The 22,304-nt window shown below is 62.5% G+C and carries 21 protein-coding genes; 7 read left to right on the top strand and 14 right to left on the bottom strand.

The features are described from left to right. Positions 1-26 precede the first annotated feature (26 nt). Together CV013_RS11450 and CV013_RS11445 are read right to left on the bottom strand one after the other, a co-directional pair. A complete protein-coding gene (locus CV013_RS11450) occupies positions 27-1,520 on the bottom strand; it encodes a Ppx/GppA family phosphatase (protein ID WP_102155747.1) in 1,494 nt (497 codons plus the stop codon). Continuing rightward, positions 1,517-3,700 carry an RNA degradosome polyphosphate kinase gene (locus CV013_RS11445; protein WP_102155745.1) on the bottom strand — a complete coding sequence of 728 codons (2,184 nt, stop codon included), beginning with the start codon at positions 3,698-3,700 and terminating at the stop codon, positions 1,517-1,519. Before CV013_RS11445 ends, CV013_RS11450 begins: the two co-directional genes overlap by 4 nt. A 130-nt stretch (positions 3,701-3,830) precedes the next feature. Here CV013_RS11445 and CV013_RS11440 point away from each other — a divergent pair, with 130 nt between their 5' ends. After that, the gene (locus CV013_RS11440; protein WP_102155969.1) at positions 3,831-4,619 is read left to right on the top strand and encodes a LysR family transcriptional regulator; all 789 of its coding nucleotides are present in this window, start codon (positions 3,831-3,833) and stop codon (positions 4,617-4,619) included. Between the two features lie 65 nt (positions 4,620-4,684). Continuing rightward, positions 4,685-5,344 (top strand): hypothetical protein, encoded by a 660-nt coding sequence (locus CV013_RS11435; RefSeq protein WP_102155744.1) that lies wholly within the window; start codon positions 4,685-4,687, stop codon positions 5,342-5,344. Positions 5,345-5,383: 39 nt separating this feature from the next. Here the strand turns inward: CV013_RS11435 and CV013_RS11430 are convergent, their stop codons facing one another. The 4 genes from CV013_RS11430 to CV013_RS11415 form a co-directional block, all read right to left on the bottom strand. Next, positions 5,384-8,806: an AAA family ATPase gene (locus tag CV013_RS11430; RefSeq protein ID WP_102155742.1), complete on the bottom strand. Its 3,423-nt coding sequence runs from the start codon at positions 8,804-8,806 to the stop codon at positions 5,384-5,386. Positions 8,807-8,842: 36 nt separating this feature from the next. Next, positions 8,843-9,616, bottom strand: a complete 774-nt coding sequence (locus CV013_RS11425) for a thioredoxin domain-containing protein (RefSeq protein WP_102155740.1) — start codon at positions 9,614-9,616, stop codon at positions 8,843-8,845. A gap of 122 nt (positions 9,617-9,738) precedes the next feature. After that, entirely contained in the window at positions 9,739-10,467 is a 729-nt protein-coding gene (locus CV013_RS11420; protein ID WP_102155738.1) for a DsbA family protein, read from the bottom strand. Further along, on the bottom strand, positions 10,464-11,006 hold the full coding sequence (locus CV013_RS11415; protein ID WP_102155968.1) for a DUF721 domain-containing protein: 543 nt from the start codon (positions 11,004-11,006) through the stop codon (positions 10,464-10,466). Before CV013_RS11415 ends, CV013_RS11420 begins: the two co-directional genes overlap by 4 nt. Positions 11,007-11,035: 29 nt before the next feature. Between CV013_RS11415 and CV013_RS11410 the strand changes: the two genes are divergently transcribed. Next, positions 11,036-12,067, top strand: coding sequence for an A/G-specific adenine glycosylase (locus tag CV013_RS11410; RefSeq protein WP_102155736.1), 1,032 nt, complete (start codon positions 11,036-11,038; stop codon positions 12,065-12,067). A 44-nt stretch (positions 12,068-12,111) separates the two neighbouring features. Here the strand turns inward: CV013_RS11410 and CV013_RS11405 are convergent, their stop codons facing one another. Further along, positions 12,112-12,333, bottom strand: a complete 222-nt coding sequence (locus CV013_RS11405; protein ID WP_102155734.1) for a hypothetical protein — start codon at positions 12,331-12,333, stop codon at positions 12,112-12,114. Between the two features lie 108 nt (positions 12,334-12,441). Between CV013_RS11405 and CV013_RS11400 the strand changes: the two genes are divergently transcribed. Genes CV013_RS11400 through CV013_RS11390 form a run of 3 tightly spaced genes read left to right on the top strand, consistent with a single transcriptional unit; the run spans position 12,442 to position 15,307 of the window. Further along, on the top strand, positions 12,442-13,758 hold the full coding sequence (locus CV013_RS11400) for a serine hydrolase domain-containing protein (protein WP_102155732.1): 1,317 nt from the start codon (positions 12,442-12,444) through the stop codon (positions 13,756-13,758). Further along, a complete protein-coding gene (nudC, locus tag CV013_RS11395) occupies positions 13,755-14,630 on the top strand; it encodes an NAD(+) diphosphatase (RefSeq protein ID WP_102155730.1) in 876 nt (291 codons plus the stop codon). The genes CV013_RS11400 and nudC overlap by 4 nt, the downstream gene beginning before the upstream one ends. Then, on the top strand, positions 14,627-15,307 hold the full coding sequence (locus CV013_RS11390) for a DsbA family oxidoreductase (RefSeq protein WP_102155728.1): 681 nt from the start codon (positions 14,627-14,629) through the stop codon (positions 15,305-15,307). The genes nudC and CV013_RS11390 overlap by 4 nt, the downstream gene beginning before the upstream one ends. Here the strand turns inward: CV013_RS11390 and CV013_RS11385 are convergent. The 3 genes from CV013_RS11385 to mgtE form a co-directional block, all read right to left on the bottom strand. Then, positions 15,297-16,070, bottom strand: a complete 774-nt coding sequence (locus tag CV013_RS11385) for a sulfite exporter TauE/SafE family protein (protein WP_102155726.1) — start codon at positions 16,068-16,070, stop codon at positions 15,297-15,299. The genes CV013_RS11390 and CV013_RS11385 overlap by 11 nt on opposite strands. A gap of 219 nt (positions 16,071-16,289) precedes the next feature. Beyond that, entirely contained in the window at positions 16,290-16,682 is a 393-nt protein-coding gene (locus CV013_RS11380) for a DUF1489 family protein (RefSeq protein WP_102155724.1), read from the bottom strand. 38 nt (positions 16,683-16,720) lie between these two features. Beyond that, the gene (gene mgtE, locus CV013_RS11375; protein ID WP_102155722.1) at positions 16,721-18,175 is read right to left on the bottom strand and encodes a magnesium transporter; all 1,455 of its coding nucleotides are present in this window, start codon (positions 18,173-18,175) and stop codon (positions 16,721-16,723) included. 99 nt (positions 18,176-18,274) lie between these two features. Between mgtE and CV013_RS11370 the strand changes: the two genes are divergently transcribed. Continuing rightward, entirely contained in the window at positions 18,275-18,739 is a 465-nt protein-coding gene (locus CV013_RS11370) for a peptidylprolyl isomerase (RefSeq protein ID WP_102155720.1), read from the top strand. A gap of 118 nt (positions 18,740-18,857) precedes the next feature. On the opposite strand, the gene CV013_RS11365 is transcribed toward CV013_RS11370, so the two are convergent. The 4 genes from CV013_RS11365 to ybeY all read right to left on the bottom strand — a co-directional run bounded on the left by CV013_RS11365 (position 18,858) and on the right by ybeY (position 22,049). Beyond that, entirely contained in the window at positions 18,858-19,583 is a 726-nt protein-coding gene (locus tag CV013_RS11365; protein WP_102155719.1) for an EcsC family protein, read from the bottom strand. A gap of 70 nt (positions 19,584-19,653) precedes the next feature. Beyond that, positions 19,654-20,535 carry a LysR substrate-binding domain-containing protein gene (locus CV013_RS11360; RefSeq protein WP_102155717.1) on the bottom strand — a complete coding sequence of 294 codons (882 nt, stop codon included), beginning with the start codon at positions 20,533-20,535 and terminating at the stop codon, positions 19,654-19,656. An 84-nt stretch (positions 20,536-20,619) separates the two neighbouring features. Beyond that, complete coding sequence (locus tag CV013_RS11355; protein ID WP_102155716.1) at positions 20,620-21,540, bottom strand: hemolysin family protein; 921 nt, start codon at positions 21,538-21,540, stop codon at positions 20,620-20,622. Positions 21,541-21,560: 20 nt separating this feature from the next. Then, positions 21,561-22,049 carry an rRNA maturation RNase YbeY gene (gene ybeY, locus CV013_RS11350; RefSeq protein WP_102155715.1) on the bottom strand — a complete coding sequence of 163 codons (489 nt, stop codon included), beginning with the start codon at positions 22,047-22,049 and terminating at the stop codon, positions 21,561-21,563. Positions 22,050-22,304: the final 255 nt, after the last annotated feature.

Below are 22,304 nucleotides of genomic sequence, written 5' to 3'. Positions count from 1 at the left end.
TCGGCAACCGCAATCAAGCGATTGGTTTAGCGGGAGAGGTTTTCACCGATAGCGACCTTTGCGTCGCACCCGAACCAGTTGCCGAGTGCGGCGATATCTTTGCGTACCGATTCCCCAACAATATCGGCGCGATCAGGGGTTACGGTTAGCACGATACCGCTGTCGCTCTGTTCCAGCGAACTGGTCAGCGCAGCGGTGCCGCTGCCTGCGTCCATCCGCCGGGCGAGCCGGATGGCGAGGCCCCATCCCATCGCTTCGTGCAATTGGGCCTCGTCTGCCAGCGTGGCCAGATCGGCGGGGATTTCTTTCTGCCCGCAACTGCCCAGCAATGCCGCAGTCAGTATCGCGCGCCCGGCGGGGTCGATCCCGACCCAGCGCTTGTCCAGCGCCCATTCGCGTGCCTGATTGACCCGCCGGTTCGGCTCGATTCGCGCCAGCGAGAGGGACAGCATCGCCGCTGCGACCCGCAGGCGTTCGCTGCCATGCCCGCTGCCGTGGGCCAGCGGCGCGGTCCACGCGGCGACGCGCGTCGCCTCTGTCACGGCACCGTTGCGCGGACCGGCAAACGCGATAACGCTGTCGATCAGCGGGTCTTTCGCTTGCTCGATTTCGGACAGCGTATTGTAGAGCAGCCCTTCGCGCAGGCCCCAGCCGGAAAACACCAGTCCATCGGGGGCGAGTTCGCCCAGCATCACTTTCAACATAGCGGCGGCATCGGGCAATGCCGCAGCGCGCATACTGGAAATGCCGTTGATCGCAGACAGTGTGGCAGGTTCCGTGCGGGCCACCTTTTTCGCCAACCGCATGGCGTTTTCGCTCGACAGGACGAAGCCGTGCGGATCGGTCAGCGGTATCTGTGCCTCGCGCATGGCATAGGCGGCAAATGCCCGCCATGTGCCGCCCACGCAATAGAGCGGCCCTTCGTGCGCGGATGCCCAGCCGACCTTGGCCAGCGCGGAATGGATCGTGCGTTTGAATTTGGCAGAACCTTTTGCGCGCAGATCGGGCAGTCGCAGAGTGCCGAACGGCAAGCTTACGCCGTGATGGCTCTTGCCGCCTTCGATCGACACCAGTTCCAGGCTGCCCCCGCCCAGATCGGCCACGACGCCATAGGCACCGGGAAATGCGCCGATCACGCCACTGGCCGATGTGCGCGCTTCCTCTTCACCCGACAGCAGGCGCGGGTTGAGGCCGAGAGCGGCGACATCTTTCAGAAACGCTTTGCCATTGCTGGCATCGCGCACGGCGGCAGTGGCGACTGTCTGAAGATCGGTGATGCCGTGGTCTTCTATCAGGATGCGGAACCGCCTGAGTGCGCCCATTGCCTGCTCGATGGCAGGGGCAGGCATCTTGCCCGTCTCGTCCATTTCGCGGCCCAGCCGTGCGCTGACCTTCTCGTTGTGCAGAACCGTGGGAGCGCGTGGCGGCCCGCCGTAAATCACCAATCGCACGGTGTTGGAACCGATATCGATCACCGCCCGCTGGCTGGCACGCTCCCGCGCTTCGCTCTTCCGGCTCACGCGCGGCCCCGGCGCAGGCTCAGTTTGGGCACTGCGCCGATCCCGGCACCGCCACGCCCGGAGAGCGAGGGATTACGCATGAAATAATCGTGCACGTTGAAACCTTCCGCATCGCCACGTTCGACCCGCGTGTAGTCGCCCGAGGCATCGAGCGTCCAGCTTCGTTCGTTATCGAGCAGGTTGGCCACCAGCACCTGATCGAGCACCTGATTATGCACGGTGCGGTTGCGGAGCGGAACCAGCGCTTCGACCCGGCGGGTCAGATTGCGGCTCATCGCATCGGCGGACGATATCCACACGTTCGCCCGTGCGCTGGGCAGGGCATAACCATTGGCGAAGGCCCAGATGCGGCTGTGTTCGAGAAACCGGCCGATGATCGATTTGACATGGATATTCTCCGACAGGCCGGGCACACCGGGCCGCAGACAGCAGATGCCGCGGATGACCAGCTCGATCTCCACCCCGGCCTGGCTCGCTTCGTACAGCCGGTCGATCATGCCCTTTTCGGTAATCGAATTGAGCTTGGCCCAGATGCCCGCCGGGCGTCCGGCACGGGCGTTCTCGATTTCGCGGTCGATCGCTTCGTAGAGCGTTTCGCGCAAGTCGATGGGGGAAATCGCCAGCGCCTCTGTCTTGCGCGGTTCGACATAGCCGGTCACGAAATTGAACAGCTTGCCCGCATCGCGCGCCAGCTTCGGGTCGGCGGTGAAGTAAGACAGATCGGTATAGATATTGGCTGTCACCGGATGATAATTGCCGGTGCCGAAGTGGCAATAGGTGCGGATGCCATCCTCTTCGCGGCGCATCACCATCGACACTTTCGCGTGGGTTTTCCACTCGGTGAATCCGTAGATCACCTGCACCCCGGCGCGTTCGAGCTCTCCTGCCCATTTGAGGTTTTGCTCTTCGTCGAAGCGGGCTTTCAGTTCGACAACGGCGGTCACCGATTTGCCGTTCTCTGCCGCTTGCGTCAGCGCCTGTATTACCGGGCTTTGATTGCCTGCGCGATAGAGCGTCTGCTTGATCGAGAGCACGGCCGGATCGCTCGCTGCCTGCCGCAGAAAATCGACCACCACTTCGAAACTTTCGTAGGGGTGATGAATAATCATGTCTTTTTCGCGGATCGCAGCGAAGCAGTCGCCGTCGTGTTCCATTACCCGTTCGGGATAGCGGGGGCTGAATGCGGCGAATTTCAGATCGGGACGATCTTCGTCCACCACCTGACTGAGTCCGCGCAGACCGAGCATGCCATCGGTTTTGATGACCATCGCCCCTTCCACGCCAAGCTGTTCGCGCAGCAGCTTTTCCGCTTCGGGATCGCATTGTTGATCGAGTTCGAGCAGCACAACGCGCCCGCGCCGCCGACGCTGAATCGCCGTGCGGAAGTATCGGACGAGATCCTCCGCCTCTTCCTCCACTTCGATGTCGCTGTCACGGATCACGCGGAACACGCCGTCGCCGACGATCTCGAAGCCGGGGAACAATGCCGGAGCGAAACGGGTGACAAGGCTTTCGACCGGCACCCATGTCGCACGGTCCTCTCCCGGCAGGCGCACAAAGCGCGGAATGCCTGCGGGGATCAGCACCATTTCGACCAGCCCCTCGCCATCCGATTTGCGGACGAGGTTGAAGATCACTCCCATGCCGAGATTGGCCACGAACGGGAATGGGTGCGCCGGGTCGATCGCTTGCGGGGTCAGTACCGGTAGTACCTGATCCTCGAACCATTCGCGCAACCATTTGATATGACCCGGCGCCAGATGGGTTTCGTCGGCGATATGGACACCCTGATGCGCCAGTCGCCCGCGCAGATCGGCCAGCGCAGCCTGCTGGCCTTTCTCGATTTCGATATATTCGCGACGAATCGCAGTAAGTTGCTGCGAGGGGGTCTTTCCATCGATCGAGGTTTTGCCGATCCCGCGGCGCACTTGCGCTTCCAGCCCGGCGACGCGGATCATCATGAATTCGTCGAGGTTGGACCCCGAAATCGACAGGAACCGCAGCCGTTCGAGCAACGGATAACTGGAATTGCGCGCTTCCGCCAACACACGGCGGTTGAAGGCCAGCCAGCTTAGCTCGCGGTTGAAATAGCGCATAGCTGGATCGCCGCTATCTGCGGATGTTTCCACTGCCTCGCCAGTAAGGGCGGGGGTGAGAGAGCTGTCTGTCGGAACGTCCATCTTGAATCCGGAAATTGGGAAGTATCCGTGCCTTGTCTGGCTTATGTTGCAATCAAGTGACTCGTAACACAACTGAGAACAGCCAGATAATTGCCCGATGCCGCGCGATTGGCTATCGGCTTGTGTCACGATGAAGCGAACACACCTGCCCCTGAACGCCCTGCGCGTGTTTGACGCGGCTGCGCGCCACCTTTCATTCACCCGTGCGGCGGATGAACTTGCGGTTACTCCGGCTGCTGTCGGACAGCAGATTCGCGCGCTGGAGGAACACCTTGGCACTGTGCTGTTTCGCCGCACCAGCAAAGGGCTGGAACTGACCGACGAAGGCGGTGCGGGCCTGGATGCCCTGCGCGAAGGCTTCCTCAAGTTCGAGGAATCGGTCCAGTCGATGCAGGCCGGACAGGCCAGCGACCGCTTCACGATCGCCGCTCCGCGCGAATTCTATGCTCAGTGGCTTGCCCCAAGGCTAGCCGCATATCGGGAGCACAGCGAAGGTGTGCGGTTTCAGTTGATCGCGGATGAAAGCGCGGACTTCACGGAAACCAATCTCGATTTTGCGATTCGTCTGGTCGACGGACCGGGCGATCTGGAAGGGGTGGAGCTTGCTCCTGCCCGCCGCGTGATCGTGGCTGCGCCCGGCGCCCCCGACGAATGGATCGACTGGCCGGGCGCGCCATTGCCCGAAGGGGCCGATGCCAAAGTCGTGGCGGGCAATGCCGGGCAGGCGCTGTCGAGCGCAGTTGCCGGTCTTGGTAAGGCGATGCTGCCATACCTGCTGGTGGAAGAGGCGATCGAAGCGAACCGGCTCGAAGTGCTCGAAGGGCCGGACGAAGGACGCCGGGCATATTGGCTGGTGGCGCCTACGCCCCAGTGGCGGCAGAAAAAGGTCAGGGCTCTGGTCGCGTTCCTGACTGCCTGATCTGAGTTTAAGTCAATGTAATTTCAGCAAATTGGGATCGATATTTGTCGCCTGAGGAGGGCGCAATGGATTTCATGAAGCTGCTGCAGTCGCTTGAACAAGCGCTGTTCGAAGTCATTTCCTGGCTGGTTTTTTATCCCATCACGTTGTGGCAGGCTATTCGCCATCCGTTTGCGATGATGGAGTATGCGGATGGGGAACTGGTCAAGCCGGCAGACGATCGATTCACCAGTCGCCTTAGTCCGCCGATCTTTCTGGCGATTACGTTAGGGCTTCTACACCTGATCGAAGTGCAAACTGAAGGTGTGGAAATGCATGGATTTCTTGCCGACAACACCAATCTGATGGCGTTTCGGATGTTTGTGCTGAGCGTCCTGCCCCTCGGCATTGCAGTGCGCTTCATGCAGTTCCAAAATCTGAGGTTCGATCGCAAAGTGCTTAGGCCGTTGTTCTACGGACAAATATATATCTCTGCGCCGATTGCGATGGCAGTAGGCATTGCCACAGCAATACTTCCCCGGTTTGTCGAGCGTAGCTATCTCGGCAATCTCTTTGGAATCGCTATCGTGCTCATCGGCGGTTTGTGGTACATAGCGCTGGAAATCGTGTGGTTTCAACGGCACGGGCCAATGTCTTATACACGCGCCCTAGCATACACTGCATGGGCGACCTTCGTTTCGCTTATACTGATCATTGGGTTGAGTGCTGCGGTGAGCAAACTTTAAGCGAGCGTGGCGTGAGTCAGGATGGTAGGCGGCAGGGCATTATTCCGCCGCCATTTGCTCCGCTTCGCCAAGATCGACGCTGACGAGGCGGCTGACGCCTTTCTCGACCATAGTCACCCCGAACAGACGGTGCATCCGGCTCATCGTCACGGCATTGTGGGTTACGATCAGGTAGCGAGTCTGTGTTTCCGTCACCATTGAATCGAGCAGATCGCAGAACCGGTCGATATTGGCATCGTCCAGCGGTGCATCGACTTCGTCCAGCACGCAGATCGGTGCGGGGTTGGTCAGAAACAGTGCGAATATCAGCGCGGTGGCAGTCAGCGCCTGTTCTCCGCCCGACAGCAGCGTCAGCGATTGCAGGCGTTTGCCGGGAGGCTGGGCGAAGATTTCCAGCCCAGCCTCCAGCGGATCGTCGCTGTCGATCAGTGCCAGATGCGCTTCGCCCCCTTCGAACAGGCGCGTGAACAGCCGCTTGAAGTGTTCGTTTACTTCGTTGAAGGCCACCCGCAGTCGTTCGCGCCCTTCGCGATTGAGGCTGCCAATCGATCCGCGCAGTCGGGCAACGGCTTCGGTCAGTTCGGCCTGCTCTTCTGCGCTGTTACCGTGTTCGGCCTCGATCCGTTCCAGTTCGTCTGCAGCGACGAGATTGACCGGACCAATGCGCTCGCGACTGCTGGTCAGCCGGTCCAGTTCCTCGGATTCGAGCCCGGCGTTCTTCACCTCGCTGTCGTCAAATCCGAAGCGATCGCCCAGCAACGGTGGCGGACACTGGAAGCGCTCGCCTGACATGCGCGTCATTTCTTCCCGCCGCTGCTCTTCGCTTTCCGCACGGGCGGCAAGGCCAGCGCGCCCTTCGCGGGCGGACGCGAGCGCTTCGGTGCTATCGGCCAGAGCGCGGTCGGCAGCTTGCGCGGTTTCATGTGCTGTCGCGACGGCGGCTTCCGCTTCATGCAGCGCTTCGGTCAGACGGGTACGCACGGCATCGCCTTGTTCGATCTCGCGCATCAGCCCTTCGGGCTTGGCGGCAATGACTGCGCGTTCCTGTTCGATCTCTTCGAACCGGTGGGCCATTTCACTGAGCCGACGTGCCGCTTCGCCCGAACGTGCCTGCCAGCTGGCGATATCCTTGCGCTGAGCGGCGGTGCGTTCCCGCGCAACAGCCAACGATTGATCGTGCGCGGCCAGTTCGGCACTTGCCGCCTGCATCGTATCGCGCGCCGCTTCGTTTTTGGCCTGAGCGGCATCGCGCGCAGCGCGGCCCGCCTCTGGCGAAGGCAGTGCGGCGTGGCGTTGCTGTGCCGCTGTCAGATCGGCTTGCGCTGCCTGGCGTTGTTCGGCCAGTTCTTCGGCGGCGGCATCCAGTTCCTCGATCCGCGCTGCGTGACGATCGCGCGCGGCTTCGGCCTGATCGAGTGCGCGCAGGGCCTGCCGCTCGGCATCGGCGGCCTGCTGCATGGCGCGTTCTTCGGCCACCAGTTCACGCTGAAGTGTCGCCAGTTCATCCTGCGCGGCGGCCTGAGCAGCTTCCGCTTCGGAGACGGCAGCTTGCCGTGGGGGCAATTGCTGTTCGAGTTCGGCCAGTCTGTTTTCCGCCTCCAGCCGGGCTGCTTCCGCTGCCCCTTCGCCGCGAGCGACGAACCCGTCCCACCGGCGCAATGCCCCGTTGCGGGTGACGAGCCACTCGCCCGGTTTCAGCGCGCGTCCATCGTCGCTGTCGACGACGTGGACCAGCGCCAGCCGCGCGGCGAGTTGCGGCGGGCAATCGGTGACATGGGCCGTGAGACTGTCTGCCACGGGTGTCGGCACATCCGCTCCGGTCCAGTAACGCCCCTCCGCATCGCCAGCCGGTGCGCCGAGCGGTGCCTTGGCATCACGGCCAAGTGCCGCCGCGAGCGCGCGTTCATATCCGGGGGCGGCGCGCACTTTATCGAGCGCGGCGGGCAATCCCTGACGGTTGGCAGCCTGTTTCGCACGGGCCTGACGGTCGCGTTCCAGCGCGGTGTGCTCGCGTTCCAGCCCGGCGAGTTCGGCCTTTGCAGCGGATAGCGCGCTGGCAGCTTCGTCGCGGGTGGTTTGCAGAGCCTCTTTGCTGGCTCGCTTTTCTTCCAGCGATTGCTGCAATTGAGCCAGTGCGGCACCGGCATCGGTTGCGGCACGGCGAGCCTCTTCGACAGCCTGCACCGGATCGCCTGCTTCGCTCAGCGCGGCGCGGGCCGCTTCCTGCCGTTGCACCTCGGCGGCAATCCGGTCGAGACGGTTCTGCGCCTGTGCCACTTCGGCTTCGGCCACACGCCATTCTGCCTCGACACCGGCGTGATCGGCGGTCGCCTTGGCCAGCGCGAGTTCGGCAGCGCGCGCGGCGCGGTCGGTGTTTTCCAGGCGCGCGGCAAGGGCGGGGCGCTTCTCCTCATCGGCGGCAAGGCTGGCTTCGCTGGCTGCCAGCTCTTTCTCCAGCCGGGCGAGCGCCTCTGCGGCATCCTTGGTCAGCCGATCGGCATCGCCTCGATCCTCTTCCAGCCGCGTTTTCTGCCGGTCCAGATCGGCCAGCCGCTGCTCCGCCGCTTCGAGCTGGTTCGTCAGAGCTGCCATCCGGTGGCCGTGGGCGCTGGCATCGTCACGGCGGTCGGCCAGTTCATCGCGTGCTTTGGCGAGAACTTGCGCTGCATCCGCTTGCGCCTTTTGCGCTTCGGTCACAGCCACTTGCGCGATACTCACCCGCTCATCCGCACCCCGCGCTTCCTTGCGAGCGGCCTCTGCGGCGGCGGCGGCATCTCGCCACCGGGCGAACAGCACCCGCGCTTCTGCCACGCGGATCTGATCCGACAGCACTTTGTATCGTTCGGCCTGCTTGGCCTGTCGTCGCAGTGAGGCGATCTGACTGTCGAGCCCGGCCATCAGGTCTTCCAGTCGGGCCAGATTGGCTTCGGTCTGGCGCAGCTTGCTTTCGGCATCGCGGCGCCGAACGTGAAGCCCGGCGATCCCGGCAGCTTCTTCCAGCATCATCCGCCGTTCTGTCGGCTTGGCCGCGATAACCTGTGCGATCTTGCCCTGACTCACCAATGCCGGGCTGTGTGCGCCGGTGGCCGCATCGGCAAATGTGAGCGAAACATCCTTGGCGCGCACATCGCGCCCGTTGATCCGATAGGCGCTGCCTGCGCCACGTTCGATCCGGCGGACGACTTCCAGTTCATCGCCGCTATCGGTTGTGGCGTCGAGCACGACTTCGGCAAAGTCGCGCTGCGGGCGCTGCGCGGTTCCGGCGAAGATGACATCTTCCATCCCGCCCGATCGCAGCGACTTGGGCGAATTCTCGCCCATGACCCAGCGGATCGCTTCCAGCAGGTTGGATTTACCGCAACCGTTAGGGCCGACAACCCCGGTTAACCCCGGTTCGATACGCAGTTCAGACGGCTCTACAAAGCTCTTGAAACCACTGAGCTTGAGCCGCCTGAAGTGCATTGTCTGGCCGTTCCCCCCTTGGCCCCCGCGCGCTGCTTAGCGCGCACCGGCGCGTTGCAGCGCCGCCTCAAGCTGGGGCCAGGGTTCTTCACCGCCACTCAATTCCACTTTGCCGCCGTTGATGAACAGCGTCGGAGTCGAATCGATGCCTTCGTTGCCGTATTTCGTCGCGAGATCGGCTACCTTCTGTGCCTTGTTCGCATCGGCGAGGCAGGCGTTGGCCTGATCCACCGGCAAGCCGCGCTTAGCGAAGAAATCGACATATCCGAGCGCATTGGCAAGTGCGACGAAGCGCTTGTTCGGCGGCAGGTTGCCACTGGCCTGTGCGCGTTCGAGCGCGGCCTTGTCGTTGAGCACTTCGTTCATCGAATCAAAGTTCTTGTAAACCTGTGCGACCAGCGGGAAGAATGTTTCCTTGCCGCCGCACTCAGCCAGAACAGTCAGCGGGACATCCTGTGGGTGGATCGCAAAGCTGCGGAATTCCCAGCTTACCCGGCCACTGGCAATGTAATCGTTCATCAGCGGCTCGTCCGCTTCAGCGCCAAGGAGGGCGCAGTGCGGGCATGAAAGCGAGCCGTATTCCAGCAGTTTGATCGGCGCATCGGGATTGCCGGCGAGGTAGCCGCCGTCTGCAGTCTGCACGACGGTTTCCGACCATGATTTGCCTGCAGGGGGAGCGATATTGGCAATAGCCTGATCGCTGCTGGGACTGGCGGTGGCATCGTCTTTCTTACCGCAGGCAGCGAGACCGAGCGCGAGGGCGGCAGTGGCGATCATCAGGGTCGAACGGGTAAGTGAATTCGGCGTCATGTGATTCCTCAGCGAATCTGCAGGATAGAACAGGTTATACGATAGAGCCTGCGTAGCGAAATTGGAGTCCCGGCGTTTCCACAGGCCATCAGCGAGGGAAACGCCGGATCATAAGCGGGGTATCAGAACCGCGCGTCGAGTTGCGGTTGCAGCATTTCCCAGGTGAAAGTGCCTGCGAGCAAGTTCCCATCGAGCACGAAGCTGGGTGTGCCGGGAATATTGTATTGCTCGATGGCGGATTTGGTCCCCTGGACCAGCTTGTCCGCCATTGCCTTGTTGGCGAGGCACCGATCCGCTTCGACCCGCGAATATCCGCGCGTAGCCATCATATCGTAAAAGCCCAGCGCGCTTGCGATAGAGCGCATACGGGCAGGCAAATCGCCGGTGCTCCAACGCTTCTTCTGGCCGTCGCTCGCCCGTTCGGCTTTCTCCAGCCATTTGGGCTGTTGCAGCATGAACATCATGTGGTTCTGTTTGAATTTCGATGCTGGTCCGCAATTGGCCAGCAGAGCAGCGGTCAGGTCCACTGAGTCACGGATGAAATTGTGCACTGTCACCTGCACTTTGCCTGAACCGACATATGCCAGTTGCAACGCTCCATCGCCGTCCTTCGCGAAATGGGAGCAGTGCGGACAGGTGTAGCTGACAAACTCGTCGAGCTTGATCTTGGCATTGGGGTTGCCGATCGCGTGGGCGCCATTGTCGGTGATGCTAACCGTCGTTCCCCAGTTTGAGGTTTTGGGTATGACAGGTTGCGATGTTGTTTTGGCGAATGCCGTGCTCCCGGCGGACAGCGCGACAGACGCTGCAAGCACGATGGCCGTGCGGCGGGCGGCATGGGAAATTCTCATTTATCCTCCTGTGCGGCAATCGACCGCGCAAGCGATTCGAGTACCGTGCGTAATTCCGGGTCGCCGATATCGCGCAGGCTGTCCCCCAGTTCCATCGGGATCGGTTTGAGCGAGGGCGGGGCCTTCGGACGTTCCTCAGCACGTGGTGGATTAACGGTGCCTTGCCGTAGCTTTATCCGGGCCACTGCCTTGTATCCGAAGAACCGGTTTACCCGTTCCATGATTTCCGGGATCACATGCTGGATCAGCGGAGCGTGGGCCGGAGTGACGGCCAGTTGCAGAATGCCGTCGGTCTTCTCGCCGGGGGGAAATCGGATCGCTTCGGGCACACAGACCCGCGCATGGGTTTCCCCGACGATTTCCGGCCATCGCGTCACAACGCTCGATTGTACGAAGCCGAAACGGCGGAATGCCTGCCGCCCCACTTGCGGAGTGAGGTCGGAGATCGCCTTCGCCGGGCCGCCGCGCGGGCGTTCATACCGGCGCGCAGCGGACTTGCCGCCCTTAGGTGCGGATTTCGGGGGAGTATCGCGTTCCATCGGTGCGCCGCTCATGCCATAGCGCGGCCATGACTGCCAGCGCGCAATCCATCGCCAGCGACTTGCTGAGCTGGTACGACAGCCACGCCCGCGTATTGCCCTGGCGCAGCCCGCCCGGCGCACCGGCGCCCGATCCCTATCGCGTGTGGCTGTCCGAAGTGATGCTGCAACAGACCACCACGGCAGCGGTTGCTCCCTATTTCGCGGAGTTCACCCGGCGCTGGCCCGATGTCGATGCATTGGCCGCGGCGCCGGAGGAAGAGGTGATGGCGGCATGGGCGGGCCTGGGGTACTATTCCCGTGCGCGCAATCTGATCGCCGCTGCCCGTGCGGTGAGCGCGCACGGTGCCTTTCCCGACAGCGAGGCCGGTTTGCGCGAGCTGCCGGGCGTGGGCGCTTATATTGCGGCGGCCGTGGCAGCGATTGCCTTTAACCGGCGAGCGGTGGTGGTCGATGCCAATGTCGAACGCGTGGTCAGCCGCCTGTTCGCGCTGTCCGATCCGCTCCCCGGTGTTCGCAAGGCGATCCGGGTGCACACCGATGCGATTACGCCCGATGTCCGCTCAGGCGATTTCGCGCAGGCGATGATGGATCTGGGCGCGACGATTTGCACTCCGCGCGATCCGCGTTGCCTGTTGTGCCCGCTTGCGGACGATTGCGCCGCCCGATTGCAAGGCGATCCGGCGCAGTACCCGGTTAAGCCTGCCAAGAAGGCTAAACCGCAACGCCAGGGCGCCGCTTGGTGGATCGTGCGCGACGAGGCCGTGTGGCTGGTGCGGCGTGAGGAGAAGGGGATGCTGGGCGGGATGCGCGCGCTTCCCTCCGATGGCTGGAGCGCGCGTGCCGATGGCGACGGGATGCCGCCGGTTGCAGGGGAATGGCGCAGGGCGGGCGTGGTGCGCCATTCGTTCACCCATTTCGATCTGGATCTGGCGGTGATGGTGCTCGCTGAGGGATCATCGATGCCCACCGGCGGGGGCGAATGGTGGCCGATTGCCGATCTGCAGCAGGCAGGTCTGCCCACGCTGTTCGCCAAAGCGGCGCAACGGGCGCTGGCATAAGTTGCCCGACGGGCGGGGCTGTGCGCCCACACCCTTTACGCAGATCAGATAATCCCGCCGCCGATCGACAGGCGGATCGCGGCGATCAGCAGCACCACAAGGCAGAAATTGCGGCCGTGGTTCTTGCTCGACAGCGCCCCGATCCCTGCGCCAAGCACAGCGAACGGCAGGACCAGCCAGTTGCCCCAACCAAGCAATGGCACCGCCGACGGGATCGCCAGCACAAGAGCGACAAGTCCGATCAGGATCGAAAGTACATTCAGCATGTGTGTTATATGGGTATAACAGCCATTCGCCGCAAGTCCCGTTGACCGATGCAAGCCTATGCCGCAAACCGGGTTTCGTAAGCGAACCTGATCTGGAGAGTAGGCGCGATGGCATTCCGGGAATTCGAATCGGCGCAGCTTTCGCGCCGCAATATCTTGCGGGCAGGCGCATGGCTGGGTGCGGGGGCGGCGATAGGTAGCTTGCCGCTGGGCCGGATTGCTCTGGCAGCCGATGCGAATACTGTGTGGACCCATGTCGCGAAGCTGGAAAGCGACTACGTCGTACCGCGCAAGGTCGCTAACATGGTCGCTGCGCTAGGGTGGGGGCAAAAGGCACCCGAATTCCTGTCGCAAGGCACACTGGCCATCGGACAGACTGCACCTGCCGGGCCGGACAGCCTCTATCGCATATATTCGATGACCAAGCCGATCACCGGCATGGCGGTGATGCAGTTGATCGAAGCGGGCAAACTCGGCCTCGATCAGCCGCTGTATGAAATTCTGCCTGCATTCAAAGATATGAAGGTTCAGAAGACCTATGACGGGTCTGTCACCGATGTAGAACCTGCCAAACAGCCGATCACTATCCGCCACTTGCTGACTCATACGGCGGGCTTTGGCTACGCGATCATGCAGAAAGGGCCGATCCGGCAGGCTTATATCGATGCGGGGTTGGCAGCGGGGCAGGTTTCCAAACTGCCTATCCCCGGTCTCGATGGCGGGACGCAGGCGCCGAGTCTCAAGGCCTTTGCCGACAGGCTGGCTGCGCTGCCGCTTGTTTTGCAACCGGGCACCAAGTGGTCTTATTCGGTCGCAATCGATCTGCTGGGGCGCGTGATCGAAGTCGCCAGCGGCCAGCCGTTCGATCAGTATTTGCAACAGCACATCTTCGATCCATGCGGGATGACCAGCACATTCTTCCGCGTGCCGGCGAAGGACGTGTCGCGGCTCACTACCAATTATTTCGTGGTCAACGGCACACCGCTGCCTGCCGATCCGGGCCGCCAGTCGATCTTTGCCGAGGCGCCGCCGTTCCCGATGGGGGGATCGGGATTGATCAGTTCGGCACGCGATTACGACCGTTTCCTGCGTATGCTGCTCGGTTACGGCCTGATCGATGGAAAGCGGGTGATGAGCGAACCGGCAGTCCGGCTCGGCACATCGAACCTCTTGCCCGCCGGGGTGGTTACCAAGGGCACTTTTGCCGACGGGTCGGGCTTTGGCGCGGCAGGCCGGGTCGGGCTGGGCGCGCAAGCGGGCACTTATGGCTGGGGCGGAGCGGCAGGAACGATCGCGTTCGTCAACTTCGCCCACAATCTGCGCGCAACAATGATGACGCAGTATATGCCGTCGGAGGTATATCCGATCCACAGCGCATTCCCCGCAGCAGTGGCCAAGGATCTCGCTGCGATGGCTGCTAAGTGAGCGGCGCGCCTATCGCCTTCGCCGGATCGCCGCTCGACCGTGCCGACCATGTGCGGGCCGATCCCGAACGGCTCGCCGGGCTGATGAACTGGCGTGCTCGACTGCTGCGGATGGAAGGGCTGGCCCCTTTATTGGGCGACGATGGCGGGTTGGTGTGGGGCACGCTGGCCGATGCCCCGCCCGATGCCGAACTGGTGTTCCTCGGCCTCAAAGACGGCAAAGGCTGCTTCGCTGCGGTTCCGGCGGAAGGCGACAATGCCCCGGCCTATGCCATTCGCGATGTCTGGAATATGCTTGGCGCTCTCTCGCCCGGCGATCTGGCGACATATGGCGGCGCGCGCAGTCTGGTGGACTGGCACGCGCGGCACAGGTTCTGCGCCAAATGCGGCCAGCCGACCGCGCTGGCGAAAGGCGGGTGGCAGCGCAATTGCGGCGCCTGCGGGGCGCAGCACTTTCCGCGCACCGATCCGGTTACGATCATGCTGGTGGAACATGCGGACAAGCTGTTGCTGGGCCGTGGGCTGGGTTGGTCCGAAGGTCGCTATTCCGCGCTGGCCGGATTCGTCGAGCCGGGGGAAAGCATAGAGGAAGCGGTTGCCCGCGAAGTGCTGGAGGAAACCGGGGTGGTGGCCGGTTCTGTGCAATATATCGCCAGCCAGCCGTGGCCATTCCCCAGCCAGTTGATGCTTGGATGTCATGCGATGGCGAGCGGGGAGGAACTGACTATCGATACGACCGAACTGGCCGATGCCCACTGGTTCACCCGTGCCGAGGTCGAACATGCGATGGCGGGTGGCGCCGATCCTGCATTCCTGCCTCCGCCGCAGACTGCAATTGCCCATTTTCTGCTTAACTGGTGGATCGCAAGATGAGTGAAACCGTCACTATCGATATCTGGTCCGATGTCATGTGCCCGTGGTGCGTGATCGGATACCGCAATCTGCAAGCGGGGCTGGCTCAACTGGAGGGAGAGGTTGCGGCGGAAATCCGCTGGCTGCCGTTCGAACTCAATCCCGATATGCCGCCCGACGGCGAAGAAAGCCGCGCGCATATTGCTCGCAAATATGGCCGCACAGGTGAACAGGCGGCGCAAGCGTCGGATATGATGGCGGAGCGGGCGCGCGCCGCTGGCTTCCCGTTCGATTACACCGGCGAAGGCGAGGCGCCCCCGGCGACGATGTGGAACACCTTTGCCGCGCATCGGCTGTTGCGCTGGGCATTGGTGTCGCACGGGGCCGCGGCGCAGACCCGGCTCAAGCTGGCGCTGTTCACTGCCCATTTCCAGCAGCGTCGCCGTATCGGGGAGCGAGCGGTCTTGCTCGATATTGCGGAAGAGGCTGGTTTCAATCGCGATTCAGCCGCTGCCGCGCTCGACGACGAGGCACTGGCGCAAACCGTGCGCGCGGAAGAGCGGCGGGCTTTCGATATGAATGTCACCGGTGTTCCGGCAATGGTGATCGATGGGCAGTTCCTTGTTCCCGGCGCGCAGGAACCGGAAACATATGCCAATGTTTTGCGAAAGATCGTCGCGAAGCGCGTCAGCTCATAAGCAGTCGCACGCCGGACACCGCCAGAATTGCGGCCAGCATCAGTTGCAGGAACCGTTCCGGCGCGTGGCTGGATAGCAGGCTGCCTGCGATTACGCCGGGGATCGATCCGACCAGCAGAGTCAGCAACAAAGCGAAATCGACGCTGCCCAGCAGCCAGTGACCGGCCCCGGCGATCAGCGCCAGTGGCACGGCATGGGCAATATCGCTGCCGACGATCCGCGCCACGGGAATGCGGCGGTACAGCAGCAGCAGGATCGTCGCTCCGATCGCACCTGCACCGACCGAAGTAATCGTCACCAGCAAGCCGAGCACCGCGCCGAGCATCACCGTGGGCGCGAAACTGTCGGCCGAGTGCGCGAACTGGTGCGTTGCGCCATACGTCATCAGGCGCCGCTGAAACAGCAACCCGACCGATGTGATCAGCAGCAATGCGCCGAGCGCGATCAGGACCATATGGCTCGTATTCTTGCCCAATTGCCCGAACACATTGAGCGCGATCAGTGTAAAGAGTACCGCCGGAATGCTGCCGATGGCGAGGCGGCGGACGATCTTCCAGTCGATCGTTTGCCGTCCGTGGTGGACGCCAACCCCCACGGTCTTGGTCACTGCCGCGAACAGCAGATCGGTGCCCACGGCGGTTTGCGGCGCCACGCCAAACATCAGCACCAGCAGCGGTGTCATCAACGATCCGCCGCCGACCCCGGTCATCCCGATCAGCAGACCGACGAGCAGCCCGGCCATCGCGTATGGCAGATCGATCATGGCAAACAGGTCTGTGATCGGGCGTAGCCTTTCGAATGCGAGAGCGAGCCATTCGAATATCTGCGCCGGATTGCGGCCGGGTGCAATTGTCGTTCGCTTTGGGATGAGCGATGAAAACTACTTCCTCGCACCTCCATTGTCCGCAAAACGGCAATGGAAAGGGCGGTTGTGCGGGGTTTCTGAGTGGCGGAGGGGAATTATTCCCTCCAGATCAATCCTCTAGATCAGTCCCAGTTTACTGAGCTTGCCCGCCAGCCTTCCGGGCATGACATCGCCGGGTTCCTCCCCATCCGCCAGGTCGCGCGGGGCGTCCTCCTCCGCCAGATAGCGCCAGCCCTGATGGGCGCGTTTGGGGCGCGGCTCCACCCGGATCAGCTTGGGGGCGAGGCGGATGGTCCAATGGCTGTCAGGCCGTTGTTCGAAACCGAGAATTTCGCAGCGGGCGACAATGGTGTGGTCCATGATCCAATAGAGCGATCCGCCGATCATCTCTTCGTGGCGCTTGGGCAGATAGCGGGTTCGCATATGTGCCTCTGGCCCCGCTTCCACCCAATTCCGCAGTGAATCGAGGCTCTTGGAGCGATAGGCGATCTTGGTCATCGATAGCGGCATGGGCACCTGACATAGTGCCTGCCCGCCCGCTTGCAACGTCAGGCCAGTCCCGTCAGCACCGCCAGCCCAAGGAACGAGAAGAAGCCCATCACGTCTGTCGCCGTGGTCACAAATACAGCGGACGACACAGCCGGATCGATCCGCAGTCGTTCGAGCGTAACGGGCACCGCGATCCCGGCCATTCCGGCGGTCAGGTTGTTGATAATCATGGCCGTTCCAATCACGGCACCTAGCAGCGGATTATCGAATACCAGCGCAGTGCCTCCGCCGATCAGGATCGCCAGCGCCACACCATTGGCACTGGCAATGGTGAGTTCGCGGCCAATGGCGCGCCAGGTGTTGGCACTGGTCAACTGGTTGGTGGCAAGCGCGCGCACTGTCACCGCCAATGTTTGAGTGCCGGCATTGCCGCCCATTCCCGATACGATCGGCATCAGCACCGCCAGCAATGCGAATTTCGCGATAGCGTCTTGAAAATAACTGACAACCGATGCCGCCAGCATCGCCGTGCCGAGATTGATGACCAGCCAGCTCAACCGTGCGCGGACTGTCAGCAGGATCGGTTCGTTAATGTCGCCATCGCCTGCACCGGACAGCAGCAGCGCGTCTTCGCCCGCTTCTTCGGAGATGATGTGGACCACGTCGTCCACTGTCATCTGTCCGACCAGTCGCCCGGCTTCGTCCACCACGGCGGCGGAAATCAGCCCGTATTTCTGGAACATAAGCGCGACTTCTTCCTGGTCCGCAGTCACCGGGATCAGAGTCTGGTCGCGCTTCATTACATCGGTCAGCCCGATGTGGCGCGGGGTTCGCAGGATCCAGCTCAGCTGGCAGGTGCCGACCGGGCGGTGCGCGGGATCGACCACGAATATTTCGAAGAAATCGGTCGGCAAAGCATCGGGGTCGCTGGCTTCGTCGCGCAGGAAATCGATCAGGTCGCCAACGGTAATGTGTTCTGGCACCGCGACAAATTCGCGCTGCATCAAACGACCGGCGGTTTCTTCGGGGTATGACAGCGCGCTTTCGATAGCGGCGCGGTCTTCCGGCTCCATCTCTGCCAGAACGGCGGCCTGATCGCGCGGATCGAGATCTTCGATCAGCTGAACCGCGTCATCGGTTTCGAGCTGTTCGGCAATTTCCGCAACTGCATAGGCGGGCAGTGCGTCGATCATATCCTCGCGGACATAATCGTTCAGTTCGGAGATCACTTCGCTCGACAGCAGGTCCGACACGGCCTCTGCCAGAGCCGAGCGATCTTCGCGCCCGACCAGCTCGAACAAGTCGGCCACGTCGGCCGGGTGGAGCGGTTCGACGAGGTCGTAAACCTCTGACTTGTCGCCATCTTCCAGTGCATCGACGACGCGGCGGACGAATTCGGGCTTCAGCCGGTTTTCTTCGTCGTGGCGTTCGTCGTCGACGCGGTCGTCCGGCTTGCCGCCTTCCTCCGGCGAATCCCGCCGCAGCTCTTCGTCGATCAGATCGTCGCTCGCCATCCCGACTGCTCTAGGCGGGCGCTCGCGAAACGCAAGCAGCGGGTGACATTGTCGTCTGGCAACCTATATCGGCGGCGAACCATTGAACAGGAGACCCCGATGGCCGCCGAAAAGCTGACTTTCACGCTCGATACCGGAAACGGAGAGAGCGGCGATGTCGTTATCAAGCTGCGCCCCGATCTGGCGCCTAACCACGTTGAACGTATTGCAGAACTTGCCGGTGAAGGATTTTATGACGGGGTGGTTTTCCACCGCGTGATCCCCGGATTCATGGCGCAGGGCGGTGATCCGACCGGCACAGGGATGAGCGGCAGCGACAAGCCCGATCTGGCGCAGGAATTCAACGCCGAACCGCACGTTCGCGGCACGTGTTCGATGGCGCGCACGCAAGATCCGAACAGCGCAAACAGCCAGTTTTTCATATGTTTCGACGATGCCCGCTTCCTCGACCGGCAGTACACCGTGTGGGGCCAGGTCGAAAGCGGGATGGAACACATCGACGCGCTGCCCAAGGGCGAACCGCCGCGTGAACCGGGCAAGATCGTCAAAGCGGTTGTCTCGTAATTCACCACTATATATGTCTCGTAAGAGGCAGAAAAGTAACGAAAAAGAAAAGGGCGGCCTGCCAAGGTCGCCCTTTTTTACAGATAACCACTAGATATCGTCGGACACAGCCTCGCAATCACACGGCAGCGCCCCTCAGCCGCCTTTCCTGAAAGGCAAAGCGGGCGGTTTTGGCCACATCGGCCTGAAATGACCGGTTGACCATCAGCCCAACCGCCGATCCGGCCACCGGCACCAGCATCCCCATCCGCTTGCGGAACGAAGCGAAGGCGATCGCGCGCGAAAGCCGTTCGACCGTGGCATCGACCATTGCGCTGCTGGCATCGGCGGAAACCGGCAGCAGCGATCCGTCGGGTGCAATCGCCGCTTCCAGCGCAGCGATGCGTTCGGCGCGCAGTTTGGGATCGTCGATAGCGGCGAGTTCGAGAATTCTCAGGCGGAACAGCTTTTCTTCCGGCCCCTTCCCATCGTAGCCATAGGCGCGGCCGGTATCGCGGATATTGCGGAGCGCGATGGCGATCGAGGTGGGCACATCGACCCCGGCGAAAATCGCCCCGCCGAACCCCGCCGCCGCGCCGGTGGCGCCGTTGACGTTCTTCGCCAGCCGCTCGACCCGGCGGGCTGCTTCGCGGCTGGCCTCCAGATCGGCGGGATCGTGGCGGAAGCGGGTGAGGGCAGGGGCGGTTGTTGCCGCATCGATCCCCTTGATCACGGCATCGACCAGTGCATCGGGCACCATTGCCGACAGCGCCTTGCCAAATGGGTTGGTCAGCCGCTCGATTCCGCGGCCGAGGAAGGAAGGGCGCGCCTTGCGAAAGGCCTGCTGTTCTTTTGCGATATCCATCAAGGGGATAACTGTTGGAAAGGGCGCCTGTTCCGCAACTGGCCAGCAAGCCGGTTGGCGAACTGCCGCGTTACAGCCCGGCTTTCACCAGCCAGTCGTGGAACAGCCGCACCTGCCGCTGTTCCAGATCGCGCGGGCGGCATACGAACCAGTAGGAATAGGGGCTTTCGACATCGATATCGAACAGCCGCGCCAGCCGCCGGTCGCCCGATCGCTTGAAGTGATCGTCGTGCATGATGGCGATGCCCAGCCCCTGCGCCGCCGCTTCCAGCAGCAACTGGCCCGAATCGTAATGATCGATGGCGGCCGGTTCGAAATCTTTCAGCCCGATGGCTTCGCGCCATGCGGTGAAACTGTCGGGCAGTTCGTTGTGAATCAGGAAAGTCTGCCGCGCCAGTGTCGCCTTGTCGGGCACATTGCCGACTTCGGCGGCGATTTCTTCCGATGCGATGGCATAGACGCGGTTGTGATCGAGCCGCACCGCATGCAACGCCGGGTCCGGGTCTCTCAGCAGAACGATGGCGGCATCCAGCGTATCGCCCACGCGGTCGAGCAAATGCGGGCCGGTATCGATATCGATATGCAGCCGGGGATGGCGTTTACGCAGTTCGGACAGGCGCGGGAACAGCCGCTGCCCGCCGAACAGCGGCAGCACGCCCAGCTTCAGCCGCATGACGCCCAGATTATCCGACTGATTTTCGACCGCCGCCGCCAGCGCTTCGATATGCGGCGCGACCGCTTCGAAGAACGAACGGCCATCGTCGGTCAGCTGCATCGCCTGATGCGCGCGGGTGAACAGTTTCTTGCCGACGAATTCTTCCAGCGTGCCGATGCGGCGCGACAGAGCCGAGGGGCTGAGGCTGAGTTCCGCCGCCGCAGCGCGCGCCGATCCGAGGCGGACGACACGCAGAAAAGCCTCCAGGGCGCGCAAAGGGGGAAGACGGCGGGACATAGCGGGATGATGATGCGAAAGCGGGCGGTTGTCGAGATGCTTGTTCGCAGTTGCACAAGTTAACCTGTGGACCGCCGGTTTCCGTTAACTTTCCGGGTCTTCTCCACCGGCGGGCGGATGCAGCCGCAGCCGTTTGACGTGGGTTTCATCGCCATCGGTCACTTCGATCTGCCACCCGCTGGGATGGGCGACGACAGTGCCCACCGGCGGCACCTGTTCGGCCAGCACGAATGTCAGCCCGCCCAGAGTGTCGACCGATTCTTCCACTTCGGCCAGACGCGGATCGATGGTTTCTGCGATGTCTTCCAGCTCGGCACGGGCATCGCAATCCCACTGCCCGTCGGGCAGGGCGATCATCATCTCTTCGGGCTCGTCGTCGTGCTCGTCCTCGATTTCGCCGACGATTTCTTCGACCAGATCTTCGATCGTGATAATCCCGTCGGTGCCCGAATATTCATCGAGCACGACCGCCAGATGGGTGCGTTGCTGGCGCATGTCGGCCAGCACATCCAGCGCGTTGCGGGTTTGCGGCACGAACAGTGGCTGGCGCAGCAACACCGTCCAGTCCGCCGGGGGAGTGCGCTTTTCCGCCAGATAGGGGAACACGTCCTTGATATGGATCATGCCGATCACGGTATCGAGCGAATCGCGATAGACCGGCAGGCGCGAATGGCCGTTTTCGGAAAACGCATCGACCACTTCGTCCCACGAACTGGCGGCATCGATGGCGATGATTTCGCCGCGCGGCACCGCCACATCGTCGGCATCGTGTTCCGAAAAATGCAGCAGGTTACGCAGCATCTGCCGTTCCACCAGCGACAGGTCGCCCGTGGCCGACGGCGCATCGGCTTCACCGACATGCGCGGCATCGTGTTCGTCGATCGCTTCTTCGAGCTGTTCGCGCAGCGAACGTTCGCCTTCGTCGTGATCGAATAGTTTGCGGATCGCGGGCCACAGCCCGCGGCTACTTTCCGCGTCTCCCGGTTGGGAATCGGTATCGGACATGGTCCTTCGTCGTGGCCCTCTTACTGGTCAGCTTCGTCATATGGGTTGCCAAGGCCGATAAAGGCAAGCGCCTTTGTCTCCAGCGCCTCCATTGCTTCGGCCTGGGCATCGCTGTCGACATGGTCGTGGCCCGCCAGATGGAGCAGGCCGTGCACCACCAGATGCGCGGCATGATCGGCCAGCGACACGCCCTTTTCCTCCGCTTCGCGCGCGCATGTTTCGTGCGCCAGCGCGATATCGCCCAGCAGTTCAGGCGGCCCGTCGGGGTCGAGATGAACAAGATCCTCGCGCTCCAGCATCGGGAAGCTGAGCACGTTGGTCGGCCTGTCCCGCTCACGCCATTCGCGGTTCAGCGTGTGGACCTCGGCATCGCTGGTGAACAGCACGCTGACCTGCAGCCGCGGATTGGCCAGCGCCGGTTCGACCTGAGCAGCCGCCTGCGCCACGCGCACCACCAGCGCCTCCCAATCGGCGTCGGGCCAGTCTTCCACTTCGACAATCGCGTCCATAGCGGGGCCTTTAGGCGGGTTTTCACCGCAGGTCATGGGGAGAATGGGGGGTGGAAGAATTGCCAGCTATTGCGCCGCCGGGCTTTCCCCTTGCCGTTCCTCGCAATGACGAGGGGAGGGGATACACGCGATCATATTAGCCAACCATCGTCACTGCCGCCTCTACTCCCGCACCAAACCCCCTCCGTGCCTTCGTGCCTTCGTGTGACACACTATCACCCGACGCTTCTCCCATCGCATCGGTTGCGAGGGGGC

It is taken from the genome of Tsuneonella flava (assembly GCF_002870965.1).
Taxonomy (GTDB): domain Bacteria; phylum Pseudomonadota; class Alphaproteobacteria; order Sphingomonadales; family Sphingomonadaceae; genus Tsuneonella; species Tsuneonella flava.
This window is presented reverse-complemented; position numbering and strand designations above follow the sequence as displayed.